The organism is Bartonella sp. B39 (genome assembly GCF_053795145.1).
Window position 1 is genome coordinate 327868 of record NZ_CP200036.1, and the last position, 21726, is coordinate 349593.

A 21726-nucleotide genomic window follows, 5' to 3' on the forward strand; every position below is an offset into this window, starting at 1 on the left:
TATTGGAAGACAAAAAAACTACACTGAGACCTCCTTCAATCAAAAGGGCTGTGTATCTCAAGTTAAAAATATAGAGCAAACACATACCACTCTTGCTCCCCTTTAAGAAGGCACAAGCAATTAGGATTATACTCAATTTCGAGGGTTCTACACTTGACTTTGGGATAAAACAGATGCCCTGATATAATTTTGTACTTTTTCAAATGCACGCATTTCGATTTGTCTTACACGTTCCCGACTGATACTAAATTCACTTGAGAGTTCTTCTAATGTCAAAGGCTTATCGCTTAAACGACGTGCTTTGAATATACGCTTTTCACGTTCATTTAGATTATCCATAGCATTTATGAGCATAGAACGACGATTTTCCAATTCACTTTGTTCAATCAAAATCTGTTCCTGATTGTTGGAGTCATCTATCAACCAATCCTGCCATTCACCGCTTTCACCTTCTTTTGTGCGAAGAGGTGCATTGAGTGAAGTGTCACCACCAAGTCGGCGATTCATTAGAATAACCTCATCTTCTGTGACATTCAACTTTGTTGCAATTTCTTTTACGTGTTCCGCATTAAGATCACCACTGTCAAGCGCTTGAAGCCTACTTTTTAATTTACGAAGATTGAAAAATAGGCGCTTTTGATTAGCAGTTGTTCCTATTTTCACCAAGCTCCAAGATCGCAATACATATTCTTGGATTGATGCTTTAATCCACCATATTGCATAGGTTGCAAGACGAAAACCACGTTCTGGCTCAAAACGCTTAACTGCTTGCATAAGTCCAATATTGCCTTCTGAAATAACCTCCCCAATAGGCAATCCATAACCCCGATAGCCCATTGCAATTTTGGCTACGAGACGCAAGTGACTGGTTACCAATTTATGTGCAGCTTTTAGATCATTATGTTTACGATAACGTTGAGCCAACATATATTCTTCTTTTGGCTCAAGCATTGGAAAACGACGTACCTCCTCTAGGTAACGATTTAATCCTCCGTCACCTGTCGTTACTGATAGCAGATTCACATGGGCCATAGAGCACCCTCCTTTTGTATGAATTCCCTGATGAGGCAAATTCTATTTCCAGATATTATAAATATCTTTCTAACTTTATACTAGCATAATCTTCAATTTTGTTCAAAAAGAGATATTTTATTGTGAAATCCTGAAAAGGTTAAAAGTTTCAACTTATTTTTTAAAATGCTTAATAAGTTCAGCCATATCTTGAGGAAGTGGTGAAGAAAAAGACATAATTTGGCCTGTAGCAGGGTGTTCAAAAGTAAGGCTAACTGCATGGAGTGCTTGTCGGTTAAATTGATCGATTGCATTTTTAATTACGGGACTAAGCGTATTTGATTTTGTTTTAAAAGCATTTCCATAAACACTATCACCTATGAGAGGGTGTCCAATATGAGCCATATGAACACGAATTTGATGTGTGCGCCCAGTTTCCAAACGACATTCCAGAAGACTAGCCAAGGAAGTTGTATCTGCATGAGTTCCATATTTTTCAAGGAGAGAAAAATGTGTAACAGCATGGCGCGCATGCGGATTTTGATTATGGATGACAGTTTGTTTTGTTCGGTTATGAGGAGAACGGCCAAGGGATGCATCAATCGTCCAAACATTACGACTGGGAGATCCCCAAATCAAGGCATGATAGCGCCGATCTAATGCATTGGTACGTCCGTGGTTAGAAAATTGGATACTGAGGCTTTTATGAGCAAAGTCATTTTTGGCAACAACCATGACTCCACTTGTGTTTTTATCGAGACGATGGACAATGCCGGGGCGCTTAACACCACCGATACCAGATAAACTATTACCACAGTGATAGATAAGGGCATTAACCAATGTTCCGGTCCAATTACCATTTCCGGGATGAACAACAAGACCAGCCGGTTTATTGATGACAATAACATGATCATCTTCAAAGAGAATGTCCAATGCAATGGCCTCACCTCCCGGTTCTGCGTCACGAAGAATAGGCATTGTTAATTCGATAATTTGATGGGGTCTTAATTTTGTTTTTGGCTCCTTTATTAATTGACCATCAACTTTAAGATAACCTTCACGAATGAGAGTTTGCAAGCGTGAACGTGACAGCGTATCGTGATGTTGTTTAGCAAGCCACTGATCGAGTCGTTGCCCAAGAGCATTTTCATCCGTTATTCGCTGTGTTATCATACAATTCCTATTAAGCTGTAATATCCTTTTACCAATACGAAATTGCTTTGGTATCAAGAAATTCTTTAATTCCCCAGTGACCACCTTCACGAGCACGTCCAGAAAATTTTACACCTCCAAAGTAACTACCACTGGGTAATCCATGTCCGTTCACTTCTACCATACCAGATCGTATTTGCGCAGCGATACGGCGACATTTATCACGATCTTGTGATTGTATATAATTTGTAAGACCATATTCTGTGTCATTGGCTAAAGCTACGGCTTCATCTTCTGTTTTAAAGGGAAGAATCGAAAGAACTGGACCAAAGATTTCTTCTCGAAAAATACGCATATGAGGTTTCACATCGGCGAAGACTGTTGGGCGTACATAATAACCGCGCTCCAATCCTATCGGTAAACCGGTTCCACCTGCGACAAGAGTTGCACCTTCATCAATTCCAGATTGAATAAGATCTTGAATTTTATTGTATTGTTGTTTTGAAACTACGGGGCCAATATGATTTCCTGCTTGATGGCTCGATCCTACTTTTGTTTGTTCAGCAATATCTTTGGCTGTTTGAATAGCTTTGTCATAGAGTGCTTGTTCTACAAGCATACGTGTTGGTGCATTACAGCTCTGACCACTGTTATAAAAGCAGTGTCGTACACCACGTTGAATAGCGTCTGTATCAGCATCGGCAAAGATGATGTTAGCTCCTTTACCTCCAAGTTCCAAACAGACCCGTTTTAAAGTGCTGCTAGCATTTTTAGAAATATCTTTTCCTGCTCTGGTTGATCCGGTAAAGCTGATCATCTCCAGATCTGGATGAGCAGACAGGTACGAGCCAACGTTGGCACCATCACCGTTGATTAAATTAAAAACGCCAGCAGGGAGTGCGGCCTCATCCAAAATTTCAGCAAAGAGCATAGCAGAAAGAGGAGCAATTTCAGAGGGTTTTAACACCATAGTACAGCCAGCTAAGAGAGCAGGGATAACTTTAAGAGTTACTTGATTCATGGGCCAATTCCATGGGGTAATTAATCCTACAACGCCGATAGGGTCATAATGAAGAATCGCCTGCTCATTTCCTTCTATTAAAACGTCTTGAAATGAAAATTCTTTGTAAGCTTTAATAAAGTTGCGAATATGGGAACTGCCGGTTGCTGTCTGCGCATTGAGCGCCATATCAATCGGTGCTCCCATTTCCATTGAAATGGTTTTTGCCATATCACCTGAGCGTTTTTCATAAATCTCTAGAATTTTTTCAACGAATCCAACACGCTCACTAGGCAAGGTTGTTTTCCAACTTTGAAAAGCTACTTTAGCAGCGTTAATTGCTTTGTCGGTATCTTTTCTGCTGCCAAGGCTAATGACAGCACAAGCCTCTTCTGTTGATGGATCAATGACATGTAGATCGTGGGGAGTGCTTGGGTCATCCCATAGACCATTGATATAAAATTTCCTCTTATTAAACATGATTCGCTCTCTATTTTTTCTATTTTCGTGTTATTTAATTTTTTCCTATTTGAACCTTTTTAAACAAGAATAACAAGGATAATTTTATAAAAGAAAGGAATTGATTTGTTTTATGACAACAAGGCACAGAAATTTGAAAGAGCACTTATTATACTAACGTTTGTATTATTGTGCTCATGGTTTTTTATGAAATAGGCGGGAAAGAGAATAATTGGCAATTTTTTATCGTAAAGTTTTCTTCAAAACAAAAGGATTATAGCTCTATGACATCATGAATTTTGCAATTTATCCAGTGTTTGTCAAGAAAGTCTCGTTGAAGGGAATGATGGTATTATTTTTGTTTAAAAAAGTGACGGTCAGCAAAAGGTTATTAACCTTCGTACTATAAGTTTCTACGTATCCTTTTTGAAGGGGCAATCGTTCTTATTATTATAAGCTTGTTGGGTATCATGCATAATTCGAAAAAAAAATCGATTTCTACGTCTTCTTTTTCTGATGAGAGTGTACAAAGTGTATCAGAAGGGAAATTATCTACTAAGATTGCTGAGATATTTCCTTATCCGGAAGTATGGAAAAAGGCATTCATGCTCGGACAGAATGTGCGTTTTACGCGAACACCAGAAGTTGAGATTTTGCGTCGTCGCATAGAAACAGATCCCATTTTTGCGAAACAATTTAAAATTTTTACGAAGAAAGAACAAAAAAATCCTATAAATGTTACACAAAGTAATAAGAAAACAACAAATTTTTCATCAACAAAAAGAATTATTAATCCTCAGTCGATAGAGAATAAAGCGTCAGTTTGTCATTCAACGGTTTTGAAGCAGTTATCACGCCAAGCTGTTGGTGCACTGCCTGAGGAGGATACAGAGGAGCATAAATTACAAGTAGAAAATGTAGTGCAAAAAATGAAGCCTGTTCTTCATCTTTCTGATGATGCATTTTTTGAGTGTGAATCCTTTATGTTAGAACAGGCTGATACTAAAATTTCAGGCGGAGCTTTAACATCAGTTGACTGCACGAGTAATGTGCTTACATCCGATACGGATTCTGCCTTTGATGAGTCAATTATTGCTCTTTATCGTGTTCTTGAATATCGCTTTCCACAGTTTTACAATTCAATTACAACAGAAACTCCAGCGGAAGGAATTCGGGGAATTGAGCAAATTTCTGATTTAATGTATGCAAAGAATAGTACTGTTAAAGGGAATCAAAAGTGTTGTTCTGAACTAGCTGTTGAAGATTCTGCTGATGAATTAAGCAATATTGATGCTCCTGTAAAAAAACAAAATACCAACAATATTTCTGGTTGTACAACAGGAGGTATTGCAAAGAATTCAGAAGAATTTTCTGCAATGAAACCAAAAAGTAAAGTATTGGGATCCACTAGCACGCCATTAGGCAGTTATGATTCTGTTTTTACGTCAAACATTCAATCTCTTGACTATGGCACTTATGAATTTCCTCCGATCAATTTATTACAAGAACCCGTTTTTCATGAAGACACGATGATTTCGCAGGCAACACTAGAGCGCGGTGCTGGACTTTTGGAAAGTGTTTTGGAAGATTTTGGCATTAAGGGTGAAATTATCCATGTTCATCCAGGACCAGTGGTAACAATGTATGAATTTGAACCTGCAGCTGGAGTAAAATCATCGCGTGTCATTAATCTCTCTGATGATATTGCTCGTTCTATGTCTGCTATTTCTACACGCGTTGCTGTGATTCCTGGACGTAATGTTATAGGGATTGAGTTGCCAAATGCGGTTCGTGAAACCGTTTATTTACGGGAATTAATCCAATCAAACTCTTTTCGTGAAAGCCAGTTTAAATTAGCTCTTGCTTTGGGGAAGGGGATTAACGGTGAACCTGTAATTGCAGAATTAGCGAAAATGCCTCATTTATTAGTTGCAGGAACAACAGGATCGGGCAAATCCGTTGCGATTAATACAATGATTTTATCGATTCTTTATCGAATGACCCCAAAACAGTGCCGTTTGATCATGGTTGACCCTAAAATGTTAGAACTCTCTGTTTATGATGGCATTCCACATCTTTTAACGCCTGTAGTGACTGATCCAAAGAAAGCTGTAACAGCTTTAAAATGGGCAGTTCGTGAAATGGAAGAGCGTTATCGCAAAATGGCTAAGTTAGGTGTACGTAATATTGATGGTTTTAATGCACGAGTTGCGCTCGCAGCACAAAAAGGCGAAACAATCATGTGTACTGTACAATCGGGTTTTGATAAGGAAAGTGGAGAAATGCTTTATCATGAAGAAGCGATGGATTTAACACAGCTTCCCTATATTGTTGTGATTGTTGATGAAATGGCCGATCTCATGATGGTCGCTGGTAAAGAAATTGAGAACGCCATTCAACGTTTAGCGCAAATGGCGCGTGCAGCAGGTATTCATCTTATTATGGCTACCCAGCGTCCTTCTGTTGATGTGATCACTGGTACGATTAAAGCGAATTTTCCTACTCGTATTTCTTTTCAGGTAACATCGAAAATAGATAGTCGTACAATTTTGGGAGAGCAAGGAGCTGAAACACTTTTAGGTCAGGGAGATATGCTTCATATGGCTGGGGGTGGGCGCATTGTACGCATTCATGGGCCTTTTGTTTCTGACGAAGAGGTTGAATCCGTGGTTGCACATCTTAAAGTACAAGGAAAACCTGATTATTTATCAACAGTAACCGATAGTGAAGATGATAATAAAGATGCGGAGTCTGCTGATATAGTTTCTGGAATTTCTACGGCAGAAAATTTTGATGAGGATGGTGAAGAACTTTATATGCGAGCTGTAAAGATTGTCATGCGTGATAGAAAATGTTCGACATCTTATATTCAGCGCCGGCTTGCGATCGGTTATAATAAAGCAGCTTCTCTTGTTGAGCGCATGGAAGAAAAAGGCATTGTTGGAGCAGCTAATCATGTTGGGAAACGTGAAATTTTGCTCAATGAGTACAATAATAATCAAGACGATTTTAGAGATATATGACGGTTGTTATTTTAAAGGTTAATACTTGATTTGTATTATGAGAGTGGGAGCTATCCTGTTCTTGTTTTTTATTATGAAATATTAAAAAAGGTTTAAAGAGGAATGACAAAACAGAAGCGGTATTTTGTATTAAGGCTACTGGTGCGTAGCATAGGGTGATACAAAGAAGGCTTAGAGATATCTTTGACATTTTTAGATTATCTGAAATGTGAAGAAATTAAATAAACTCTCATGCGAGGACAGATGGCCTTCGTTCTTTTCTCTGATTGTAGAAATATTCCTTTGTCAAATGGTAATGCGGCGTATTTTTTGTTCTTCTTCTGTAGCGGCTATGGTTCAAGAACAGTTTTTTTGAGCAAGTAGAGCAGTACAAGATACTAGTGTGCAATATGCAAGCCCTATTGCATTGAATGGTTTAAAGCATACGGCTAAATTTTTTGTCGTTGCTATTAATGTTATTGGTGTAAGCAAAGCGTTTTTTGCAAGCCTCTAGGGAAGAAGATATTTCTTTTATCGCTGGCTTGGATGGTGCAACGATATTCGTTGCAATAATTGATGAACATGCAACAGTATTGGAGGCTTCTTCTCATTTTTCTTTTATTGGTGAAACGGTCAAAATTCTGCTACAGACAGTTGATAATGATATATCAGTCAAACCATTTTACATAGCAGGTGTGTTTACATAGGTTGATGCTATTCACTTAGAAATAAAGTCAGTCGGTTTTTTGATTTTGTGCATGTCATTAAAAGCAGATCAGTTGAAGAATAAAAAGGGATTTTTTCATTCTATGCCAGGATTTTTGCCACAACGGTTTACTTGGAAAATGGATAAAAGTGGTTGATTTTTGGATATTTCACAAGAATTATCTGAAATTGTTGGACCTATATGATCTTCTACTTTAAGATCTAATTTTGTTGAACTTGCCAGTATATTTAATGATGAACGGTATCAAATATTAAGTAGCTTTACCTTGGAGCAAATGGGCCGTTCAGTAGCCTATTGATGATTATCCAGAGTGGCTTGATGTTCAATTATCTGCTGTGCCAATTTTTGATGAAAAACAGCAGCTTGAGGGATATTTCATGGCTTTGGTGTTTTGAAGATGCAAGAAAAAGAACAAGAGAAAAAAGATGAAAATCCGGATGCAAAAATATCAAGTCTTTCGGAGATAGAGCTTTCAGCTTTTCATGAAATTGCACAACGATTGCGCGGAGAATTGCATTCATCTCTAGATTGCGAGCATTTTGGTAAAGAAACAATAAAGATGTTACAAAGTGCACAGACTTTGCCGGAAAATGCTATAAAACAAATTCTTATAAAAGAACCAGCAGTCATTTTATCATTATTGGATACAGCAACTGATGGCATTTTTTGGTTGGATGGACAGGGTTTTATTCAAGCGGTCAGTAGTACTGCTCTGGCATTAACTGGCTATGAAATCAATGAATTATTGGCACAGCCATTACCATCATTATTTACTTTGCAAAGTCGATATTTGATTGAAAAGTATTTTAAATTAATCCATGTGAAAGGAAAAGATCAGTTTTTTAATCGTAGTGAGACAGTTGAGTTGGTGACGAAAAGTCATAAAAATATAACGGTTTCTATAACGATTATGCCTTTGGCACGGCAAGACAATTATGCTGTTATAGTGCATAATATGACAGGAGTAATTCTGCCAGTAGATACAAAAGCAGAAGAGAATAAAATGGTTGGAATTGTTCATGAAATACGAACACCTTTGAATGCTCTCATCGGTTTTGCAGAAATTATGAAGGATGGTCGCTTTGGTGCGATAGACAATGAGCGTTATCGTGGGTATTTACGTGATATTATCTCATCTGGAAAACATATATTATCACTGGTTAATCAGTTGCTGGAATGCTCAAAAGCAAATTATTCTGGTTTAAATAACCAGATCAAAACGCCTCTTATAGCCAAAGCGTTTGATGTGATAGCTTGTTTGCGTGCTAGTATGGCTTTTCTTGAAACGCAGGCTAATCATAGTGGCATTATAATGCGTATTGCTGCTCCAGTTCATGTGCCATTTATTGGTGTATCACAACAGACATTTCGGCAAATTATATGGAATCTTCTTTCCAATGCCATTCGTTTTACACCCTCGGGTGGGCAAATTATTGTTCACGTTTCTTATGGAAAAAAAGAACGCGTGAAGATTTCAGTGAGTGATAACGGTATAGGAATGAGTGATGAAGAGATCGTGCAGGCATTGCAACCTTATGGTCAGGTAGCGCGCAAAGATGGACGATCTGGTGACAGCGCTTTTGTTGGAACTGGTTTAGGACTCCCAATGTGCAAGGCAATGGTAGAAGAAAGTGGTGGTCAATTCTTGTTATTTTCAAAACCCAATCATGGAACAACCGTGGAGATGTTTTTCCCTGTGTTCCATGAGTAGAGTTACGAATAAAATTATTTTTTCTTGGCCAAAAGATCTCTAATTTCTGATAGAAGCTGTTCTTCTAGAGACATTTTTTTTGAACTTTCATCTTCTTCTTGTTTTCTGCGTACTTTATTCATGCCTTTAACAAAGAGGAAAAGGACCCAAGAAATAATGAGAAAATTAATAAGTAAAGTTATAAAGTTTCCGTAGCTAACAGTTGCTCCCGCTGCTTTAGCAGCACTTAATGTAGCTTGTTTTTCACCGGCTAGCTGAATAAACATGTTAGAGAAATCGATCCCACCTGTAATAAGTCCAATGACTGGCATAAAAATATCATTGACAATTGAATTGACTAAGCTACCAAAAGCACCTCCTATAATTACACCGATAGCAAGGTCAATCATATTCCCTTTTAGGGCAAATTCTTTGAATTCTTTAAGCATTGCGTCTTCCCCTTTACATAAAAGATATACGACGGTTTTAACTACCGCTTTTGATGAAAAAGGAAAGAGCGGTTTTTATTTTCTTGGTACGCATTATACTATATTACAAAGATTAAAATTTTTTCCAAAGAGTATTATGGCATGTTAGAAGATTTAACGCATGGTTCTGTTTGACTTTAAAAATAAGAGTATCTCCATGGAGTTCAAAGTGATGGAAAGCTTCTAGCAAAAAGGCTCTATCTCCTTTTCTTACTAAAAGTAAGAAATCGTTCTTAATTTATAAAAGCGTTACAAAATTTTTTTATGACACCATATTGAGAAATAAATCTATTTTACAGGATCTTTGTTTTTCTTTTTTACAGATGATTTCAATTTTTAATGTTTGAACAATTGCGAAAGGGTGAGAAAGATTCTTTTTCTGCTCAGTGCACATAAACATAAACGTGAATGGCGAAAATATTATAAACTTTCTTGTAGTTATATTATAAACTTTCTTGTAGTAGAGTGAGCGTTTTTATTGAGATGATATGCTGTCTTTATTGGTAATCTTTTATGTTAAAAGATTTACGTGAGGTGCTGCGGATCAGTTTTATTTTGGAGAAGGATTGATGAGTTTCTTTCGTTGTATTGGTCGTTCTGCTTTATTTATGTTGGATCCAGAATATGCACATCGTTTAGCCATTGTTGGGTTAAAAAGTGGATTGAACAGTTATCAAAAGGTTGTCGATAAGCGTTTGTGTGTGACTGTTGCAGGTCTTGAATTTGAAAATTTTATTGGTCTTGCTGCAGGTTTTGATAAGAATGCAGAGGTTGTTGATGCTGTTTTTCGCTTAGGATTTGGTTTTACTGAAATTGGTACAGTTACGCCAAAGCCCCAAGCAGGAAACCATAAGCCACGACTTTTTCGCTTAAGAGAAGATGAAGCGATTATTAATAGAATGGGTTTTAATAATGATGGGCATAAAATTGTTTACGATAGACTTCACATGCATAAAAAGACGGGTATTGTAGGAATTAATATTGGTGCTAATAAAGATACGGTTGATAAGATTAGTGATTATACTGCTGGTATTGCCCATTTTTATGATGTTGCTAATTATTTCACGATCAATATTTCCTCGCCTAACACGCCAGGCCTACGCGCTTTACAGGCTCGTGACAGTTTGCATTTTTTGATGAATGCGATTTCGCAAGTGCGCAATGAACGAAAGGAAAAACACGGATTTCTGGTGCCCATTTTTTTAAAAATTGCACCCGATTTATCAGAAAAAGAATTGGATGGTATCGCTGAAGAAATGAAGCTTTCTGATTTTGATGGTCTTATTATTTCCAATACCACTCTTTCGCGTCAAGGAATTAAAAATAGTCCACTAAGCAGTGAGGAGGGGGGACTTTCTGGGCGTCCACTCTTTGAACGTTCTACTATTGTACTTGCAAAAATGCGTCAAAAATTAGGTAAGGAGATCGCAATCATCGGCGTTGGTGGTGTAAGGGATGCGCAAACGGCTTTGGAAAAAGTTAAAGCTGGTGCAGATTTGATCCAATTATACAGTGGGATGGTTTATGAAGGGCCTGATCTTGCTATAACGATTCTAAAAGAGATTTTGCAGTATATACAGAAAGATGGGGCTGATAATATAAAAGCTTATCGTGATCATAGTGTTGAGCATTGGGCAAAGCGTGCTCTTCCTTTGTAAAAAACTCTTTTTTTTGATAAAAGATGCGAGATTTTTTTAAATGGGCTTGCAAACTCTTTTGATCTTCCTTATGTCACACAAACAGAGAATAAGTGTTTATGAAATAGTAAACAGTAATGATAGATTTATTTTTATGCGGTTGTAGCTCAGTTGGTTAGAGCGCTGGTTTGTGGCACCAGAGGTCGTAGGTTCAAATCCCACCAACCGTACCAATTTTTTCACTATGTTTGATATGATAAGCAGCTTATAATGATCGCAAGGTCTTCTTTACCTTGATGGAAGTTGCGGCATTCTTTAAAAATTAAGTTGATAAAGTTTTTTCGTAACATTCAGGTATGGGATGATGCCATAAGAGTGAGGCTTGACTGTTTTTTTAGTTGGTGTGTTATGGCTGTGAAAAATGATAAACAAATGAAAAAGAAGAGCTCTAAACCTGTTTCTGGTTTTCTAAAAAATTTACGTGGTGTAAATAATTGGGAACAGGTTTCGCGGTGGCTTGCTTTTCGTAATGTAGAAGATATTGAATGTATTACGCCTGATCAAGCAGGTGTAGCACGTGGCAAGATGATGCTTTCTAAAAAATTTATATCGGAAACATCGTTGGCATTACCTTCAGCTGTTTTTATGACAACAATTTCAGGAGATTATCCTGAAGATGGTCGTGGTTTTGAATATCCTAAAACAGATGGTGATCTACGGCTTGAGCCTGATCTTTCCACGTTAAGCATTGTGCCATGGGAAGATGCCCCTACTGCACAAGTTATTTGTGATCTTGTGTATCAAAATGGGCAAGTTGTGGATTATACACCAAGAAATGTTTTGCGAAAAGTGATTGATTTTTATACGCAAATGGGTCTAGAAGCGGTTGTTTCACCAGAAATTGAATTTTATTTAGTACAAAAAAATCCTGACCCTGATTATCCTTTAGTTCCTCCAGTTGGTCGTTCTGGACGTTCAATTGGTGGGGGGCAGGGCTATTCGATTGCCGGTGTGAATGAATTTGACGATCTGATTGATGATATTTATCATTTTTCAGAAGCGCAGGGGCTAGAAATTGATACACTCATTCATGAGGAAGGGGCAGGACAGTTTGAAATCAATTTACGTCATGGCGATCCGATTGAATTGGCTGATCAAGTTTTTATGTTTAAACGCACAATTCGTGAAGCAGCGCTTAAGCATAATATGTACGCGACTTTTATGGCCAAGCCTATTCAAGGGCAGCCGGGTTCTGCTATGCATATTCACCAATCGGTTGTTGATAAGAAAACGGGTATGAACATTTTTACACAAAAGGGTGGTGAGGAAAGCATCTGTTTTCGCCATTTTATCGGTGGACTGCAACGACATATGGCAGGAGGACTTGTAATGCTTGCTCCTTATGTAAACTCTTACCGGCGTCTCATGCCTGATATTTCAGCACCTGTTAATTTGCGATGGGGATATGACAATCGTACCACAGCTTTTCGTGTACCTCGCTCCGCTCCACAGGGACGGCGTGTTGAGAACAGACTCCCTTCGTCAGATGCTAACCCTTATTTAGCTCTCGCAGCCTCTTTAGCTTGCGGCCTTATTGGATTACAGCAAAAGCTTGAACCTGATGAACCAACAACAAGTAATGTGAATGCTGATAGCATTGAATTGCCACGTGGACTCATTGAAGCGGTTAACTTATTTGAACAAGATACGGCAATACGTGCTATTCTAGGAGATGTGTTTGTAAGTACTTATGCTGCAATCAAACGACAAGAATTCGAAACTTTTATGGAAGTGATTAGCCCGTGGGAGCGCGAATATCTCTTGCTTAATGTTTGAGGTTTGTCACTATGATTGATTATAATCCGATTTCCCCAGGAATTTCTTGGTATGAGTCTTCTTTAGAAGACCGTCCCTCTTATCCTTTTTTTGACGAACAGATACAGTGTGATGTGGTGATTATCGGAGGTGGATTTACGGGGCTTTCAGCAGCCTATCATTTAGCTAAGGCTGGAGTGCATGTTGTCTTGTTTGAAGCTTCGCGTTTTGGTGATGGTGCTTCAGGGCGTAATGGTGGACAATTGGGAACAGGGCAACGGCAATGGGTGGAAGAACTAGAAAAGAAATATGGTTTTGAACGAAGTAAGGTGCTGTTTGATTTAGCTGAAGAAGCCAAAAGAGATATTCTATCTTGGTGTGCAATGCCCGATTGCCAGTGTGACTTTATGGCAGGGCATCTTTCTGTTACCCATAAAAAACGCGAATTAGCATCTTATCAACGGCATGTTGAAACGATGCAGCGTTATGGCTATCACAGTCTTACTTTTATAGACAGGGAGGAAACAGTTAAGCGGCTTGGTTCTTCTTTTTATCATGGTGGTATTTATGATTCGGATACTGGACATATAAATCCCTTAAAGCTGATTGTTTGGTTGGCAAAGAAAGCAAAAAGTGCTGGAGCTAAACTTTATGAAAGGACACAAGTAACTACTGTAGAACGCAATGGTAGCTATTGTATGGTGAAAACAGGACGAAGCAACATAAAGACTGAGCATGTTTTATTGGCAACCAATGGGTATAAGCTTGAGGGACTTCAACGTTTTGTTGAAAAAAATATTGTTTCTATCCGCTCTTATATTGGAGCAACTGAACCATTATCAAAAGATAGTCCTATTCTTCAGGGGGGCGAATCGGTAGATGATTCCCGTTTTATGGTTCGCTATTTTCGCAAAAGCATTGATAATCGTTTATTATTTGGTGGAGTAGAAAGTTATGATAATCAGTACCCCACAAATTTAGATGAACGTATACGACGGCAGATTTTTGAAATTTATCCTCATCTACAATCTATAAATTTAACTCATCGTTGGGGGGCGACGGTTGCTATCACGGTTGAACGTATGCCTTATGTTCGCCAACTTTTCTCCGGTACAACTTATTGTGGTGGTTATTCTGGGCATGGAGTTATTCTTGCCCCTTTTATAGGAAAATTATATGCTGAATGGTTGTCTGGAAAACGTCGGCGTTTTGAGTATTTTCAGGACTTAAAGATTTCATCCTTTCCAGGTGGGAGAGTTTTGCGTTATCCGCTTGTATTTTTGGCAATGCATTGGTTTTCCTTGATGGATCATTTTTAACTGAACACCGTTTAAAATGAAGAAAATTAATGGCTTGTTTAATGTCTATCTGCTTTAATGGTGGGAGTTTCTATAAGTTGTTTAAGCTTTTATAATTGAATAGGAAGATAAACGTTTATGGTGAGTAAAATTACTCCAGTCTCTCCCTTTGATTGTATTATTTTGGTGGTAATGGCGATTTAGCATCACGCAAACTTATACCTGCTCTCTATCATTGTTAGTGCATTGGGCAATTTAGTGAGCCAACGCGTATTATTGGGGTTTCACGTTCTTCATTAATCCGAAGAGTATCAAAGTTTTGTTCGTTTTCTCTAGAAAAACATGTTCAATCAAAAGATCTCAATCAAATTGAAATTACGCGTTTTCTTGCGCGTCTAACCTATGTTTCTGTTGATATTACATCAAATTGGGTATGGCAAAATCTCGCTCTTGTGCTGTCAAAAGATCCAGTTGATATTCGGGCTTTTTATTTAGCGGTTGGTTCGCTACTTTTTGGTGATATCGCGATGGGATTAGGGTAAAATAGTTTGGTGACGCAGCAAACACGGATTATCATTGAAAAACCTATTGGCGGCGATGTAAAAACAGCAGTTGAACTCAATGATATATTTGCAAGAGTATTTGATGAAGACCAAATCTTTCGTATTGATAATTATCTTTACAAGGAAACAGTCCAAAATTTAATGGCATTTCGGTTTGTTAATACACTTTATGAACCGTTATGGAATTCCAATTATATTGATCATGTTCAGATAATGGTTTCTGAATCTTTATAATTGGAGGGGCGTGCAGAATATTGTGAAAGTGCAGGTGCGCTACGTGATATAGTACAAAATCATATGCCGCAATTACTCTGTTTGGTTGCTATGGAAGTACCATTTACCAACAGTGCAAACGCTGTGCGTGATGAAAAATTGAAAGTTTTGCATTCTTTAACGCCTCTTGATGTTCATAATGTAGAGCAATATACTGTACATGGGCAGTATCTTGCTGGTGTCTTGAATGGTATTTCTGTAAGATCTTATCTTGATGATTTGGGAAAAAAGTTAGTGAGAGCGAAACATTTGTGGCACTTAAGGTTAAGATTAATAATTGGCGTTGGGCAGATACACCTTCTTATTTACGAATTGGTAAGCACATGTCCGCGCGGATATCTGAAATTGTTATAGTTTTTAAACCCATCCCTCATAATATTTTTGATGCGAATTCAGATGATTTTTTTTCTAACCAGCTTATTATTCGTCTCCAGCCTGATGAAGGTGTAAAGCAATGGTTGATGATTAAGGATCCAGGTCCTGGTGGTGTGCGATTTCGTTATATTCCATTGGATATGAGTTTTGCATCTGCATTTTCTCAACGTAATTCTGATGCTTATGAACGTCTATTGATGGATGTTATTCGTGGAGATCAAACACTGTTTATGCGTCGTGATGAAGTTGAGGCTGCTTGGCATCGGATTGATCTTATTCTTGAGGGATGGCAAGCAATAAAGCAGCCGGTTTATGGATATAGAGCTGGTTCATGGGGGCCATTTGCTTCGACAATTTTGATGGAACGTGATGGGCGTATATGGAACAATCTAATTTAGAGTAATAAGTATGCACGGAATAAATATTGATCGTTTAAATTTTGAAACCCCTACTACCTTAGCTTTAGCATTGGCTGATCATGTTGCAGCAGAACTTAGTGTGGCTGTTCTTGAGCGTAAGCGCGCAGTCCTAGCAGTTTCTGGTGGTAAAACACCAGAATTGTTTTTTCATTATTTATCAAAAGCTGATATTGATTGGCAAAATATTATCATCACTTTAGTTGATGAACACTTTGTACCTGCTCATCATGAGCGTTCAAATGAACATATGGTACGCCGTCATTTGTTACAAAACTTTGCGGCTAAAGCACATTTTGTAGGACTTTATCATAAAGCAATTACTGCTGAACTTGCTGCTTTTTCGGCTGCTAGTCGCATTAATAGTTTGCCTAGACCATTTGATGTTATTGTTTTAGGAATGGGGAGTGATGGACATACGGCTTCCTTTTTTCCTGATGCTGATCGTCTGAAGCAAGCGCTTGATCTACGGACTCAGGCACTTGTTTTACCGCTTCATGCGAAAAGTGCTCTTGAGCCAAGACTCACGCTGACTTTGCCAGTGATAATACAATCTCGTTGCATTATTCTCCATTTTGAAGGTTTACAAAAACGCGATTATTTTGAAGCCGTTTGTCGAGATGAGTCTGAAATGGAAATGCCTGTTCGCGCGGTTTTACGCAATGCTCATCACCTTGTTCAGGTTTATTGGTCTCCAGATGAAAATGAAATTAAGTGAAGTGAAAGCATGATACAGATGTAAGTGACACGCAATCTCTTTGTTAATGGTGGGAAGCGTAAATGATGGGGTAAAAATATAGCACTTTCCAAGACAATTGCTACGATTACATGAAGGATTTATGAACGTTCTCTACTAACGCGAGAAATTTATTTAGATCGTATTGCTAAGGCACAAGAAAATCGTCCCAAGAGAAGTTTTTTGGGATGTGCCAATCAGGCTTATGGTTTTGCAGCTTGTGGTCAAATAGACAAAGAGCGTTTCAAGCATAATATCGTTGGCAATGTTGCTATTATCACGGTATATAACGATATCCTTTCAGCACATTAACCTTTTAAGACTTTTCCTCACTTAATTAAAGAAGCTGCCCGTATGGTTGGTAGTATGGCACAAGTGGTAGGTGGCGTTCCTGCGATGTGTGATGGTATAACACAAGGGAATGCGGGGATTGAGCTTTCTCTTTTTTTTCACGTGAAGTGATTGCAATGGCGACAGCTATAGGTTTATCACACGATAGGTTTGATGCAGTGCTGTACCTTGGGGTCTGTGATAACATCGTACCTGGTTTGGTGATTGGAGCACTAACATTTGGTCATTTATCAGGAATTCTTATTCCCACTGGTCCCATGACAAGTGGTCAAGGCAATGATGAAAAAGTAAAAATACTTCAGCTTTACGCGGAAAATAAGATAGATCGACAAATATTGCTTGAATCAGAAGCCCGTTCTTATCATAGACTTGGAACATGTACGTTTTATGGGATTACTAATACCAATCAGATGGTACTGGAAATAATGGGGCTACAGATTCCGGGAAGCTCTTTCATCAATACAAACACACCGTTGTGTGATGCGTTAACAAAAGAAGGCACCAAGCGTGCACTTGAAATGATAGCACTTAGCGATGATTACAGATCAATTGGTATGATAATTGATGAGCGCTCTTTCGTGAATGCTATTGTAGGATTAAATGCGACAGGAGGATCTACCAATCATGCGATTCATTTAATTTCCATGGCTGCTGGTTATGGTGTACGCTTAACATGGCATGATATTGCAGAAATTTCGTCAGTTGTACCTCTTTTAGTACGGATTTATCCTAACGGTTTGGCTGGTATAAATCACTTTCATGCCGCTGATGGGATGGGATTTGTTATTCGCGAGCTCATTGAGGCAGGGTTGGTACATGAAGATGTCTCTACAATTTTTGGTAAAGATCTTAATGCTTATGCAATTGAATCAAAGCGTTATCCTGATGGTAGTTTGGTGTGTGAGCCTGCTCTCAATAAAAGTGGTAACCATAAGGTGTTAATGGGATGGAGGAAACCGTTTCAGCCTGATGGTGGTATTCGTGTTTTGTCGGGAGATTTAGGTACAGCTATTATTCAAGTTTCGTCTGTTAAATCTTGGCATTGGCGAATCGAAGCTCCACTCCTTGTCTTTAATGATCAAGAGGGACTGTAAAAGGTTTTTAAATCTGGCGCGTTAAATAACAAAGATTTTATCGCTGTCATTCGTTATCAAGGGCCAAAAGCGAATGGTATGCCAGAGCTTCATAAATTAATGACAATTTTGGGTATTTTACAAGATCGAGGTCAAAAGGTCGCATTGGTAACGGGCGGGCGTATGTCAGGTGCGTCAAAAAAAATTCCTGCTGCAATCCACATGACGCCAGAATCTTTGGATAATGGTCCCATTGCATGTTTGCAAGATGGTGATATTGTTTGTCTTGATGCTCATATGGGTAAATTGTCTATTTGGGGAGATTTATCAAAATTTAATGCACGAATGATCGTACCTCCTGACCTTTCCAAGAAGGAATATGGCGTTGGGTGTGAGCTTTTTCGTGTTTTTCGCCAATCGGTTAATCGTGCAGATCATGGGGCGTCTGTCTTTATGATGTGAGTAAAATGATATTTATGCAATGCAGATGTATCAAACTTCTTAGAATTTTAGTATAGGAAGGTTGTGTGCTCGAGCAGCAGCCTTAAGCGTATTAACCATGAGCATGGCAATTGTCATAGGTCCAACTCCTCCTGGAACAGGGGTGATTGCGGCAACTTTTCCTTTTATTTCTTCAAAATCGACATCACCGACAAGACGCGTCTTGTCCACACCTTTTTCTGGTGCTGCAATGCGATTAATGCCAACATCAATAACAATAGCGCCATTTTTAACCCAATCTTTTTTAACCATTTTTGGGCGGCCTACAGCTGCAACTAAAATATCGGCGCTACGACATACATCATCAATGTCGCGGGTACGGCTGTGGGCGATTGTCACAGTGGCATTGGCTGCTGTTAAAAGGGCAGCCATAGGTTTTCCGACAATATTAGAGCGTCCAACAACAACAGCATCAAGACCAGATAAATCTCGCCCACATTGTCGTTCAATCATCATCATGGCACCAGCTGGTGTACAGGGAATTATAGCATCTTCAAGGTCATTAGCAGCAAGTTTTCCTACATTGATATAATGAAAGCCATCAACATCTTTTTGAAAAGCAATGGCTTGTGTTATGCGGTTTGTATTAATATGGGGAGGCAAGGGAAGTTGCACCAAAATGCTATGGATTTTAGGGTCAGAATTTAATACTGCAATGAGTTGAAGGAGTTCTTGTTCTTGTGTTTCTTTGGAAACCATATGTTTGATTGAAAAAAAACCACATTCTTCAGCCTTTTTGCTTTTCGATGTAACATACACCTGACTTGCAGGGTCGTCTCCGACAATAATAACGGCGATACCAGGTTGTATATTATAATTATTGCGGAGTCTTGTTGTTTCAGCCTTCACTTGCATAATAATCTCTTCAGCAAGCTTTTTTCCATCGATAATATTATTCATTGAGAGAGATCCTTTCGGTAGAGGGCTGTTTATTCTTTTGTAGAGCATTTGCTAACAATACAATAGCGTTTAATAGTAATATTCACATGAGAACGGTAAAATGGTTTGAATAATAGTTTGTATTTTATAATTTTTGACATCCTCTAAAATAATTGCTTTGTAAAGAAGCAGCAACATTGCTGTTCTAATAAACTTTGGATAAGAACAAGAATAATTAAGTTATTAAATGAGATGTAGTGAATTTTAGGACTATAAGAAGTTTTTTAACGTTCATTTAAGTTTGCTTTTAATCTTGTTATAAGAGTGAAAGTGTAGAGGAAGATTGTGCGCGTCAGAATAATAAAATTTTTGAGCGGAACTTTTGTTACAATTATTTTTTTGTTTGGAGTTGGTATTCTCATTTTACCTTATCTTGTGTCTACAGATACGATTCGTATTCGTTTGGCCCAAGATTTGAGTGCGTGGACGGGTTATAATGTGCAATTACGTGATCCACCGCGGTTGAAGCTTTTTCCTTACCCTAAAGCATTTCTTTCTGGTGTTACCTTAACATCAAAAATGAACAATTCTGCACCGTTGATGGAAGCTGAATCAATAGAAGTTGATCTTTCTTTGATGGATCTTCTTTGGGGGCGTGTTTCTTTTTCAGAGACGCGGATTGTACACCCTCAATTTATTATAGAAAAGCCTGTTAAAACAGTAGTGGATTTTTTTGATAGATTCTCGCGGTCACAAGGTGCATTAGGATTAGCGATACGCAATGCTCGTGAAATACTGAAGCATAATCCGGATCAGCCAGATATGGAGCGTCTTTTAAAACAGCCTTTTGGACGTATTGTGGTCGAGAATGGCGTTCTAGTGTATCATGATAATACTTCAAGAGAAGCAGAAAAAATCACGGGGTTACATGCAACTTTAGATTGGCCCGAATCGACGCAGAAAGTGCAGTTTCGCGCAGATGCTCGTTGGCGTGGAGAGTTTACCAAATTATCAATTGATGCCGATCAAGCATTATTGCTTTTAGCGGGAGGGAAAAGCCAAGTTAAGGCAAGTCTCAATTCTGTGCGTGGTGGTATTACCTTTATAGGGCAGGCACGATTATCTGAATATTATATTTTTGATGGAAAGGTATCAATGCGTTCTCCTGGGTGGAATCAGACATTGGTTTGGATTGGAAGCAATAAGTTTTGGGGGCATAGATTGAAAACACCTATTGTATGGGAGTCTCATTTTTTAGCGCAACCAATGCATATCAAAATGAATAATGTGACATTTACGATGGGTAAAACAAGCGCACGTGGAGCTTTAGAGTTTGATTTTCAGGATTATGTCCCAATCGTAATTGGATCTTTAGCATTTGATAATCTAGACTTTAATTTCTTGGAATCACTATTTTCTTTAGTTGAAGAAAAGAAGACACTCTTTGATATGAAGATTCTTGATCGTATTGGAGTAGATGCACGCCTTTCTTCTCCTCAAGCGAAAGTAGGTAATATTACACTGACTAATTTAGCTGCTGCGGTACAAATAAGAAATGGACATATCATTTTTGATCTTGGACATGCGAATGTTTTTGGTGGATCACTTCAAAGCAACATTCAAATTGCACTAGTTGATAAGAAAGTACGCATCAAAGGACGTGCTTCAGGTACTTCCATTGATATACAAAATGCTTCAGAGTCTCTGGGAATTACTCCATTTGCGCAGAGCAAAGCAAACTTTACCCTGACGATACAAACGCTTGCTCGTTTTTGGTCAGAAATTTTTGCGAAGATGCAGGGTAAATTAACGCTGAACATGTCTTCTGGTCGGCTGTTAGGATATGATTTGAATGATTTGCAGACAATGCTTTCAGAAAAGGAACAATTTCTGTTAGTGACTAATGACTCATTATCCACAGCCTTTGATCGTTGGGATATTCAGATAAGATTTTCAGACGGCATGATGATGATAGCAGAATCATTGATGCATACGGCGAACTGGGGCTTATCAATTCAGGGGGCAATTGCAGCTGCTAATGCTCAGGAGCAGCAGAAAAAATTCACATTACAGGCACAATTACGAAAAAGCAACAGCTCAGAAACTCTCTGTGGAGATGTCCAGTGTCTTGCCAACAGTCTTACATGGCCTATTGCTTTTTCTCTTAGTTCTAAAGGGCGGCAAAGCGGCAATTTTTGGATAAAAAAAAATATTAATACAGACTGATCGTTGTTCTCCAATATTGATAAAGATCTTAAAAAATTGTTGAAAAATATTGTG

13 protein-coding genes, 1 tRNA gene and 2 pseudogenes are annotated in these 21726 nt (G+C 38.4%); 11 read left to right on the forward strand and 5 right to left on the reverse strand.

Going from position 1 to position 21726, the window contains the following annotated elements; all coding sequences use genetic code 11:
* Nucleotides 1-147: 147 nt before the first annotated feature.
* From rpoH to V4P57_RS01500, 3 genes are all read right to left on the reverse strand, one after another.
* On the reverse strand, nucleotides 148-1032 hold the full coding sequence (rpoH, locus tag V4P57_RS01490; protein WP_455466443.1) for an RNA polymerase sigma factor RpoH: 885 nt from the start codon (nucleotides 1030-1032) through the stop codon (nucleotides 148-150).
* Between the two features lie 153 nt (nucleotides 1033-1185).
* Entirely contained in the window at nucleotides 1186-2184 is a 999-nt protein-coding gene (locus V4P57_RS01495; protein ID WP_455466444.1) for an RluA family pseudouridine synthase, read from the reverse strand.
* 28 nt (nucleotides 2185-2212) lie between these two features.
* Nucleotides 2213-3643 carry an aldehyde dehydrogenase family protein gene (locus V4P57_RS01500; protein ID WP_455466445.1) on the reverse strand — a complete coding sequence of 477 codons (1431 nt, stop codon included), beginning with the start codon at nucleotides 3641-3643 and terminating at the stop codon, nucleotides 2213-2215.
* Nucleotides 3644-4092: 449 nt separating this feature from the next.
* Here V4P57_RS01500 and V4P57_RS01505 point away from each other — a divergent pair, with 449 nt between their 5' ends.
* The 3 genes from V4P57_RS01505 to V4P57_RS01515 all read left to right on the forward strand — a co-directional run bounded on the left by V4P57_RS01505 (nucleotide 4093) and on the right by V4P57_RS01515 (nucleotide 9062).
* Entirely contained in the window at nucleotides 4093-6645 is a 2553-nt protein-coding gene (locus tag V4P57_RS01505) for a DNA translocase FtsK (RefSeq protein ID WP_455466446.1), read from the forward strand.
* A 479-nt stretch (nucleotides 6646-7124) separates the two neighbouring features.
* On the forward strand, nucleotides 7125-7331 hold the full coding sequence (locus tag V4P57_RS01510) for a hypothetical protein (RefSeq protein ID WP_455466447.1): 207 nt from the start codon (nucleotides 7125-7127) through the stop codon (nucleotides 7329-7331).
* 417 nt (nucleotides 7332-7748) lie between these two features.
* Nucleotides 7749-9062 carry an ATP-binding protein gene (locus tag V4P57_RS01515; protein WP_455466448.1) on the forward strand — a complete coding sequence of 438 codons (1314 nt, stop codon included), beginning with the start codon at nucleotides 7749-7751 and terminating at the stop codon, nucleotides 9060-9062.
* A gap of 14 nt (nucleotides 9063-9076) precedes the next feature.
* Here V4P57_RS01515 and mscL read toward each other — a convergent pair whose 3' ends face one another.
* Nucleotides 9077-9490: a large conductance mechanosensitive channel protein MscL gene (gene mscL / locus V4P57_RS01520; protein WP_455466449.1), complete on the reverse strand. Its 414-nt coding sequence runs from the start codon at nucleotides 9488-9490 to the stop codon at nucleotides 9077-9079.
* A gap of 608 nt (nucleotides 9491-10098) precedes the next feature.
* On the opposite strand from mscL, the gene V4P57_RS01525 reads away from it, so the two are divergent.
* The 7 genes and pseudogenes from V4P57_RS01525 (at nucleotide 10099) to edd (ending at nucleotide 18528) form a co-directional block, all read left to right on the forward strand.
* The gene (locus tag V4P57_RS01525; protein WP_455466450.1) at nucleotides 10099-11187 is read left to right on the forward strand and encodes a quinone-dependent dihydroorotate dehydrogenase; all 1089 of its coding nucleotides are present in this window, start codon (nucleotides 10099-10101) and stop codon (nucleotides 11185-11187) included.
* A 135-nt stretch (nucleotides 11188-11322) separates the two neighbouring features.
* Nucleotides 11323-11399 (forward strand) — tRNA-His (locus V4P57_RS01530).
* A gap of 175 nt (nucleotides 11400-11574) precedes the next feature.
* Nucleotides 11575-13002 (forward strand): glutamine synthetase family protein, encoded by a 1428-nt coding sequence (locus tag V4P57_RS01535; RefSeq protein ID WP_455466451.1) that lies wholly within the window; start codon nucleotides 11575-11577, stop codon nucleotides 13000-13002.
* An 11-nt stretch (nucleotides 13003-13013) separates the two neighbouring features.
* Nucleotides 13014-14300, forward strand: a complete 1287-nt coding sequence (locus V4P57_RS01540) for an NAD(P)/FAD-dependent oxidoreductase (RefSeq protein WP_455466452.1) — start codon at nucleotides 13014-13016, stop codon at nucleotides 14298-14300.
* Nucleotides 14301-14417: 117 nt separating this feature from the next.
* Nucleotides 14418-15888 (forward strand): annotated as a pseudogene (gene zwf / locus V4P57_RS01545) (glucose-6-phosphate dehydrogenase).
* 10 nt (nucleotides 15889-15898) lie between these two features.
* Nucleotides 15899-16624, forward strand: coding sequence for a 6-phosphogluconolactonase (gene pgl / locus V4P57_RS01550; RefSeq protein WP_455466453.1), 726 nt, complete (start codon nucleotides 15899-15901; stop codon nucleotides 16622-16624).
* 117 nt (nucleotides 16625-16741) lie between these two features.
* Nucleotides 16742-18528 (forward strand): annotated as a pseudogene (edd, locus tag V4P57_RS01555) (phosphogluconate dehydratase).
* Nucleotides 18529-18567: 39 nt separating this feature from the next.
* Here the strand turns inward: edd and folD are convergent.
* Nucleotides 18568-19467, reverse strand: a complete 900-nt coding sequence (folD, locus tag V4P57_RS01560) for a bifunctional methylenetetrahydrofolate dehydrogenase/methenyltetrahydrofolate cyclohydrolase FolD (RefSeq protein WP_455466454.1) — start codon at nucleotides 19465-19467, stop codon at nucleotides 18568-18570.
* Between the two features lie 324 nt (nucleotides 19468-19791).
* Between folD and V4P57_RS01565 the strand changes: the two genes are divergently transcribed.
* Complete coding sequence (locus tag V4P57_RS01565) at nucleotides 19792-21672, forward strand: AsmA family protein (RefSeq protein ID WP_455466455.1); 1881 nt, start codon at nucleotides 19792-19794, stop codon at nucleotides 21670-21672.
* Nucleotides 21673-21726: the final 54 nt, after the last annotated feature.

What these genes read in the sequence shown, in the direction of transcription:
- rpoH (WP_455466443.1), bottom strand. Translation starts at nt 1,032, where the DNA reads ATGGCCCATGTGAATCTGCTATCAGTAACGACAGGTGACGGAGGATTA.
- V4P57_RS01495 (WP_455466444.1), bottom strand. Translation starts at nt 2,184, where the DNA reads ATGATAACACAGCGAATAACGGATGAAAATGCTCTTGGGCAACGACTC.
- V4P57_RS01500 (WP_455466445.1), bottom strand. Translation starts at nt 3,643, where the DNA reads ATGTTTAATAAGAGGAAATTTTATATCAATGGTCTATGGGATGACCCA.
- V4P57_RS01505 (WP_455466446.1), top strand. Translation starts at nt 4,093, where the DNA reads ATGCATAATTCGAAAAAAAAATCGATTTCTACGTCTTCTTTTTCTGAT.
- V4P57_RS01515 (WP_455466448.1), top strand. Translation starts at nt 7,749, where the DNA reads ATGCAAGAAAAAGAACAAGAGAAAAAAGATGAAAATCCGGATGCAAAA.
- mscL (WP_455466449.1), bottom strand. Translation starts at nt 9,490, where the DNA reads ATGCTTAAAGAATTCAAAGAATTTGCCCTAAAAGGGAATATGATTGAC.
- V4P57_RS01525 (WP_455466450.1), top strand. Translation starts at nt 10,099, where the DNA reads ATGAGTTTCTTTCGTTGTATTGGTCGTTCTGCTTTATTTATGTTGGAT.
- V4P57_RS01535 (WP_455466451.1), top strand. Translation starts at nt 11,575, where the DNA reads ATGGCTGTGAAAAATGATAAACAAATGAAAAAGAAGAGCTCTAAACCT.
- V4P57_RS01540 (WP_455466452.1), top strand. Translation starts at nt 13,014, where the DNA reads ATGATTGATTATAATCCGATTTCCCCAGGAATTTCTTGGTATGAGTCT.
- pgl (WP_455466453.1), top strand. Translation starts at nt 15,899, where the DNA reads ATGCACGGAATAAATATTGATCGTTTAAATTTTGAAACCCCTACTACC.
- folD (WP_455466454.1), bottom strand. Translation starts at nt 19,467, where the DNA reads ATGAATAATATTATCGATGGAAAAAAGCTTGCTGAAGAGATTATTATG.